Genomic DNA, 6,844 nt, shown 5'->3' with positions numbered 1-6,844 from the left:
AATCTTATATAAAGATAACTATGGGGATGGTCGGCAGGTGTTTGAGCACTTATTTGGATCGAAGACGAGAGTTAAACTTTTAAGCCTGTTTTTGAATAATCCGGACCGGGCTTACTACGTTCGCGAAATTACCCGCAAGATCGATGAACAAATTAATTCGGTTCGCAGGGAGCTATCCAATTTGCTTAGCATTGGCATCATCCGCTCCGATAGCAATAACAACCGACTCTACTACGAAGTAAACCAAAAATATGAATATTACCCTGAGCTGAGGCGGATTTTTACCAATTTGCCCCTAAAAAACAAAGATCTGGGTGAGACCAAAGAGGAAGAGCAGATCGCTAAACGCCTGCGGACCACCGGAACTGTCCACCTAGCCTTTCTAACCGGTTCATTTGTCCGCAATCCGCACATTAGCGTCGACATGATGATTATGGGCGACGTCAATCGGTCCAAGGTGGCCAAGGTCATCGGCGATATGGAAAAAGACGTCGGTCGGGAACTAAATTACGTCATCTTTACTCCTGAGGAGTATGACTATCGCATTAATCTAAATGATCGCTTTTTGGCCGACATGATGGATACCAAAAAAATCATCATTATCGATGCCGAAGATAGCCGTAAGATGCAAGAAGTCGAACGCTTACACGATGATGCTACGCCGCTCGCCATTAAAAATGGCGCGGCTACGGCCAATATCAGCCAAGGACCGACGGCCTAAATGGAAATTACTCACCTTGGTAATGGCGTGGTCAAACTGGCCAATCGTAACTTTTCGATTCTAGTCGGCCCAACGCTGCCCAAAGGAGCTTCGGCTAACGTGGTAGCCCTAACCGAACCCAACCAAGCCGCACCAGCATCTGAGGCGGTGGTTCTCGATGGGCCAGGGGAGTATGAGCTCAGTGGAGTCCATATTACTGGTGTCGCGGCCCAGCTGCACGTCGATGAATCAGGCCAACGGGGTACAATTTATGCCATTGATAGCGATGAGGTAGTAGTGGCATGTCTGGCCAATATTGCACCTGGCCTTTCAGATCAGCAGCTTGAAGCCATGGGCCAAGTCGATGTCTTAATCATTCCGGTGGGCGGCAAAGGCCTAACGCTCGACGCCACTGCTGCCGCCAAAATTGTCAGCCAAGTTGAGCCCCATGTAGTCATTCCAATTCATTATGATGACGGTAAAAGTAAATATGCCACGGCCCAAGATAAGGTTGATCCATTCTTAAAAGAACTTGGGGCCAAACCCGAAGAGGTTACAAAATATAAAATCACAGCCAAGGATATGCCAGAGGAGACGGTGGTTGTGGTTATTAAGCCTGAAGCTAAGTAAAACTCCAGTTCCAATTCATGAACTCAATTCTCTTTTCTCCCCACCAATTTTTTGGGTAAGCTCACTCTTCTTACCCCCCCCATTACGACTACTAACTATGTCGATACCAAAAAATTGGTGGGGTAGGTTTCTTTTCTAGATCATCTAGAGCAGATTGCTCATGGGTGTACTCCCACTACCTAATCCTTCGCAATCTGCTGATTGAATAGATAAAATGGTCGTTCGGCCTAAGCAAACTGTCTCCCTAAGGTCATAAGACCTTTTAAGATTTAATTAACTAGCCAGTTTGAGAGGCCGAACGACAAAGACGCAGGGCAGAGGTTATGGTAGAAGATGGGGCTGGAGCGAGTGAAATGGTTTGTGTAATAAAACGGATTGGCGCGGATAGAATCCTAGACCTTAGCGGGGGCAGGATCTTTAGCCGCAGCTTTGGCTTCGGCCTCTTTTTGATACTTGGCCAGCGTTCGCCAACAGCTCGAACAAACCTTGATAGCAATTCGGCTGCCGTCCAAGGTAATGTGATGGCGCTGCAAATTCGGCTTCCAAACCTTATTGGTTTTGCGCTGCGAGAAGCTGACGTTATGCCCGAACTGCTTGCCTTTGCCACAGATGTCACATGAGTATGCCATAAGAATCAAAAATTAACCAAGCAATCTTAGCGGAATCGAGAAGGGAAGTCAATGATAGGTTGACTAGGAGCCTAAATTTAGAGTAAGGTTTGATCCGTCCCCAGCCTTAAGGAGTAATTGGTGGATGATCCTACTAAAATACAGAATGTCCTTTGCTCTTTCTTCGGCTTCCTTTGCGGATTGGCAGTTTTCATGCTGTTCCTTTCCAGCGGAATAGGTCAGGCTCAAACTGCTGTTGACCACGCAGACCAACGCTGGCAACGAACTTCAGGAACAATCACCGCGATTTCGCCCGCCTATGGCAACTCAGCTCCAAACCGACGGTACGCAACGGTGACATATCCGAGCGGTTTTAAGGAGATCAAGATATCTTCAGACGCTGGTTGGCACAAAGGCGACCATCTCAACCTCTGGGTTGACTCAAAGGGCATCGCCTACATCCCAGCTGATGCCCGAGTTGAGAATCCGAATCCCTTCCCCAACTTTGCTGGACGCATCTTTGCGACAGTGATCGTCGGACTGTTCTACTGGCTGGTGGTCTGGCTTGTCGGTTGGCTGGTCACATATCTATTCCTAGGCATCGTCTTGCATCAGTTCAACCGTTTGCGCCGGCCCCAACCGGCAACTTCGTGACCGTTAGGCCCGGGGATCGTCCCCGGGCTTCATTCTTTTTAAGGTACAATATGGCTATGTCTTTGTTATTTATCCTCATCGCCCTAGTGGTCTCTATTACTCTGCATGAATTCATGCACGCCTGGATGAGTCATTACTTGGGTGATGTCACGGCTCATCGTCAGGGTCGATTGACTCTAAACCCGTTGGCTCACATTGATCCTTTTATGACGGTACTATTGCCGCTAATTCTAATTATGGCGCATTCACCAGTCATCTTTGGCGCGGCCAAACCAGTACCATTTAACCCTTGGGCCGTACGCTATGGTAAATGGGGAGCGGCTTTGGTAGCCCTAGCTGGGCCGATGACGAACTTTTTCCTAGCGGTCTTTTTCTCGCTGTGGCTGCGATTCTTTAATCCATCGCAACTCGCCGTCAATTTTCTCGTCACTATCATCGTCGTCAACGTCGGCTTCTTTGTCTTCAATCTGATTCCGTTCCCACCCCTCGATGGGTCGCGGGTACTTTACGCTGTTGCACCTCTGGGCCTGCGGCAAGTTATGGATCGAATTGAGCGCAGCGGAATTGTAGTTGTGATGGTGGTTTTATTCCTGATATTTCCGCTGATTGGGCCCATTATCGCTAAGGTTTCTAGTGCTATCCTGCAAGGGCTAGTTCCCGGGCTGACTGGCCTGTCAACTTGATCGGCGCTACAATGAAAGTATCTCTGCCGCATTGGCGACGGATGGCATTTTTCCTTGTTAGGTTTTCGTATGGGAGTTCTAGATTGCTCTGGGCCGTGGCCTAGTAGTTGCGGACACCCACCTGTCGTTTTGGCAGGGAAAACTAACCAACCGGCCGTGAGGTAGAGTTGAATTATCCGCTTAAATTATCTGGTCGGGGTGACAGGACTTGAACCTGCGACCTCACGGCCCCCAGCCGTACGCGCTACCAACTGCGCCACACCCCGTTAATGCAGACCATTATAGCAAAAGCCAAACATGTATAATTAACTCATGCTTCAAACCCTTGGTATCATTGCTGGCATCCTCGCCCTAATCGCGCCGATTCCATATATCCGCGACATTATTAAAGGCACAACCAAACCTAATCGAGCCACTTGGTTCATTTGGACGGCTTTGCTAGCTATCGCTCTGGCGGGCCAATTGGCCAGCGGCGGTACTTATTCAACCTTATTAACGGCCGGCGATCTATTAGGTACTTTTATAGTTTTGATGTTGGCAGTGAAATTCGGGGTCGGTGGCTGGCAAACCATTGATAAATTAGCTTTGGCTGGTGCGGCCCTAGGTCTCATACTTTGGCGATTGTTTAATAGCCCAGCATTGGCTCTGGCAATGATTATTTTAGTAGATTACAGTGGTGGGCTGCCAACCATTCTTAAAGCTCATCGAGATCCGGACAGTGAAACCATTAGTTCGTATTGGCTAGTTGGAATAGGTTCAGCTCTAGCCGTGATAAGTGTCGGTAAGCTGGATATCGTACTGATGGTTTATCCCTTCTTCTTGGCCATACTTATGGGTTTAATTGTTGGTGCGATGCTAACATCACCGACCAGAAGGCGGGTGGTCAAGCATGCATGACGAAATAATCATTTTTACTGATGGCGGAGCGCGGGGGAATCCCGGACCGGCAGCCAGCGGTGTAGTAATAAAAACAACAGACGGTAAGGTTCTAGAAGCCTTTGGGCGTTATTTGGGTGAGACCACCAACAATCAGGCTGAATATAAGGCCATCCTTTTTGCCCTTCAGGAAGCCGAAAAGTACCAGCCCAAACGAATACAATTTTTCTTGGACAGTGAATTAGCTACCAAACAACTAAATGGCGAGTACCGTGTAAAAAACGAAGATCTAAAACCGATCTATTTGGCTATAAAGGAATTAGCCAGCCACTACGACATCACTTTTGAGCACGTTTATCGTAAAGATAACAAAGCGGCTGATGCTCAAGTAAATTTAGCCATTGATAAAGCGCTAGGGTTGAAATAAAGCCTTCGTTATGGTATTATCTCTTTGCTAGACTACTGGATGATCGCTCTAAGGAGAGGAAAGTCCGGACAGCATAGGGCAGGACGGTTGCTAACGGCAACCAGGAGTAGATCGGCGATTATTTCTCTCGAGAAAATAGCTGCCGACGAAGCCTAGGGAAAGTGCCACAGAAACGATACCGCTCGCCATTGGTGAGTAAGGGTGAAACGAGTGGGGCAAGAGCCCACAGTTCCAGCGGGTGACTGCTGGAAGAGGTAAACCCCGTCTGCTGCAAGGTAAGTTGATCTGCACATGAGTGCCCGCTCGTAGATTAGCGCCACGCCGCGAAGATCCTACCAGCAATGGTAGGGCAAGATAGATGGTCATCTCGGTCGCAAGACTGAACAGAATCCGGCTTACAGGTAGTCTAGCTAACAAAGCGCCTCGCCCGCCATTCGGCGCAAGCGGGGCCTTTTGTTGTATGATTAAGGAGCCAGCACAACCGATATGCGAAAAAAGAGCGAACTCTTATTTAATGCCGTTTTGCCAATAGTCGATTTTGTCTCGATTGTTAGTGCTTTTGTGTTGGCCTATATTATTCGGGTTAAAATTGATAATCGCCCCGTACCGAACCCCATTCGGGCCTTACTGTTCTTCAAAGTCTTCTTGGTGTTACTGCCGGTCTGGATTTTCATTTTGCGCTACTTGGGCTCTATAGTCTGTCCAACACCCGCAGTCGCTGGGAGGAGTGGGGCAAGGTTTTTATTGGTGTCTCGGGTGGTACCATGTTCCTGATTCTGCTCGATTTCTTTAGTCGCAATCCGATCTTTCCCTCCCGGGCGGTGCCGGTCTACGGCCTGTTTTTTAGCTTCGTTTTCGTGGTTATTGCCAGAACCATCGTACGCTTCATCCAGCGCTGGTTATTCCGATATGGTATTGGCGTCCACCGAGTCTTACTGGTTGGTAGCGGCGCCATTACCAAAGAAATATTTGATGACTTAAGTCGCCCGCGTTCTGGTTACGAAATTGCCGCTATTTACGATAAGATCAAAATCCAGCCAGCCGATTTTCCCAATGCCAAAACAGTTGATAATCTCGAAGCGGCCGACGCCATCAAGCCAGCCATCGAAGGCATTATCCAAGCCGATTCAGCCCTGCCACCGGATGATGTATTGAGCCTGATTAATTACGCCAATAGGCATCAAATAACTTATCGGTTCGTACCCAACCAATTTGGTTTATTTGCGACCAACTCTCGAGTTATATCAATGGCTGGTGAGCAGCTAATTGAAATCCAACGCACTCCGCTAGAGGGCTGGGGTAGGATCTTTAAACGGCTCTTTGATGTAGTCGGGGCCGGCTTGGCTCTGATCGTCTTTAGCCCGGTTTTCCTAGTCGTCTATCTGGCTATCAAGATCAGCGATCCTGGCCCAGTGATTTATAAACATCACCGGCTGAGTCGCAGCGGCGGCGGCGTAGATGTTTATAAGTTTCGCAGTATGAAATGGCGCTATAGTCCTGGACCCGATCGGCCCTACCAAACCGCCGAGGCAGCGCTGGCGGCGATGGGTCGCACAGATTTGGTTAAAGAATTTCAACAAAACCAAAAACTGGCTAACGACCCTAGGGTTACTAGGATTGGTCGATTATTGAGGCGCACCAGCCTAGACGAGTTACCGCAACTTTTGAATGTCTTAAAAGGGGAGCTGAGCATGGTTGGGCCGCGTCCGATTCTGGAAGAAGAATTATCGCACTACGGCAAGCACAGCGCAGTATTCCTCTCGCTAAAACCAGGCTTAACCGGGCTTTGGCAGATTTCTGGTCGTAGCGACATTGGCTACGAAGAAAGGGTTAAGCTCGATATTTATTACGTTGAAAACTGGAATCTCTGGTTGGATATAAAAATTTTGATCAAAACAGTGTCTTCATTAATGCATCGGGGCGGAGCCTACTAATGTCTCTCAGGGTGGCGCTGGCCCATGATTGGCTGACTAATCAGGGCGGGGGCGAAAGGGTCCTCTGGCAGCTGCACCTCATATACCCTGAGGCGCCCATCTACACATCGGTTTTTAATGCTGAAAAGTTACCAGAATTTGCCCAACTCGATATTCGAACCTCGTTTTTGCAACGCTGGCCCATTGCCGCTCGCAAACACCAACTCTTTCCAACCATGCGAACAACGGCTTTTGAAAGCTTTGACTTTCGTGGTTACGATCTGGTAATTTCATCATCCTCAGCTGAAGCTAAGGGTCTAATAACGCCACCCGGGACCATGCATATTAGCTAC

Annotated in this window: 10 protein-coding genes, 1 tRNA gene and 1 other RNA gene; 10 read left to right on the top strand and 2 right to left on the bottom strand. The window is 48.5% G+C overall.

Annotated elements, in window-relative coordinates; genetic code table 11:
• Positions 1–721: hypothetical protein (locus tag VLE72_03360; protein HSX14914.1), on the top strand; the 721-nt coding region annotated here is incomplete at its 5' end.
• A complete protein-coding gene (locus VLE72_03355; protein ID HSX14913.1) occupies positions 722–1,330 on the top strand; it encodes an MBL fold metallo-hydrolase in 609 nt (202 codons plus the stop codon).
• A gap of 392 nt (positions 1,331–1,722) precedes the next feature.
• Here VLE72_03355 and rpmB read toward each other — a convergent pair whose 3' ends face one another.
• On the bottom strand, positions 1,723–1,959 hold the full coding sequence (gene rpmB, locus VLE72_03350) for a 50S ribosomal protein L28 (protein ID HSX14912.1): 237 nt from the start codon (positions 1,957–1,959) through the stop codon (positions 1,723–1,725).
• Between the two features lie 120 nt (positions 1,960–2,079).
• Here rpmB and VLE72_03345 point away from each other — a divergent pair, with 120 nt between their 5' ends.
• Together VLE72_03345 and VLE72_03340 are read left to right on the top strand one after the other, a co-directional pair.
• Entirely contained in the window at positions 2,080–2,592 is a 513-nt protein-coding gene (locus VLE72_03345) for a hypothetical protein (protein ID HSX14911.1), read from the top strand.
• 56 nt (positions 2,593–2,648) lie between these two features.
• The gene (locus VLE72_03340; protein HSX14910.1) at positions 2,649–3,275 is read left to right on the top strand and encodes a site-2 protease family protein; all 627 of its coding nucleotides are present in this window, start codon (positions 2,649–2,651) and stop codon (positions 3,273–3,275) included.
• A 190-nt stretch (positions 3,276–3,465) separates the two neighbouring features.
• Here the strand turns inward: VLE72_03340 and VLE72_03335 are convergent.
• Positions 3,466–3,541, bottom strand: a tRNA-Pro gene (locus VLE72_03335).
• A 46-nt stretch (positions 3,542–3,587) separates the two neighbouring features.
• Between VLE72_03335 and VLE72_03330 the strand changes: the two genes are divergently transcribed.
• From VLE72_03330 to VLE72_03305, 6 genes are all read left to right on the top strand, one after another.
• Positions 3,588–4,172: a hypothetical protein gene (locus VLE72_03330; protein HSX14909.1), complete on the top strand. Its 585-nt coding sequence runs from the start codon at positions 3,588–3,590 to the stop codon at positions 4,170–4,172.
• Complete coding sequence (locus VLE72_03325; protein ID HSX14908.1) at positions 4,165–4,578, top strand: ribonuclease HI family protein; 414 nt, start codon at positions 4,165–4,167, stop codon at positions 4,576–4,578. The genes VLE72_03330 and VLE72_03325 overlap by 8 nt, the downstream gene beginning before the upstream one ends.
• A 27-nt stretch (positions 4,579–4,605) precedes the next feature.
• An RNA gene (gene rnpB / locus VLE72_03320) (RNase P RNA component class A) lies at positions 4,606–4,992 on the top strand.
• A 72-nt stretch (positions 4,993–5,064) separates the two neighbouring features.
• Positions 5,065–5,352 carry a hypothetical protein gene (locus VLE72_03315; GenBank protein HSX14907.1) on the top strand — a complete coding sequence of 96 codons (288 nt, stop codon included), beginning with the start codon at positions 5,065–5,067 and terminating at the stop codon, positions 5,350–5,352.
• Positions 5,241–6,512: a sugar transferase gene (locus VLE72_03310; protein ID HSX14906.1), complete on the top strand. Its 1,272-nt coding sequence runs from the start codon at positions 5,241–5,243 to the stop codon at positions 6,510–6,512. The genes VLE72_03315 and VLE72_03310 overlap by 112 nt, the downstream gene beginning before the upstream one ends.
• On the top strand, positions 6,512–6,844 hold a 333-nt coding region (locus VLE72_03305; protein HSX14905.1), incomplete at its 3' end, for a hypothetical protein. The genes VLE72_03310 and VLE72_03305, both read left to right, overlap by 1 nt.

The sequence above is a fragment of the Candidatus Saccharimonadales bacterium genome (genome assembly GCA_035480635.1).
In the GTDB taxonomy this organism is placed as follows: domain Bacteria; phylum Patescibacteriota; class Saccharimonadia; order UBA4664; family DATIHN01; genus DATIHN01.
Note: the sequence above shows the minus strand (reverse complement) of the source record. Positions and strands in the feature narration are given on the sequence as shown.

Coding starts and splice junctions, on each gene's coding strand:
- rpmB (HSX14912.1), bottom strand. CDS start 1,959: ATGGCATACTCATGTGACATCTGTGGCAAAGGCAAGCAGTTCGGGCAT.
- VLE72_03355 (HSX14913.1), top strand. CDS start 722: ATGGAAATTACTCACCTTGGTAATGGCGTGGTCAAACTGGCCAATCGT.
- VLE72_03340 (HSX14910.1), top strand. CDS start 2,649: ATGTCTTTGTTATTTATCCTCATCGCCCTAGTGGTCTCTATTACTCTG.
- VLE72_03315 (HSX14907.1), top strand. CDS start 5,065: ATGCGAAAAAAGAGCGAACTCTTATTTAATGCCGTTTTGCCAATAGTC.
- VLE72_03330 (HSX14909.1), top strand. CDS start 3,588: ATGCTTCAAACCCTTGGTATCATTGCTGGCATCCTCGCCCTAATCGCG.
- VLE72_03325 (HSX14908.1), top strand. CDS start 4,165: ATGCATGACGAAATAATCATTTTTACTGATGGCGGAGCGCGGGGGAAT.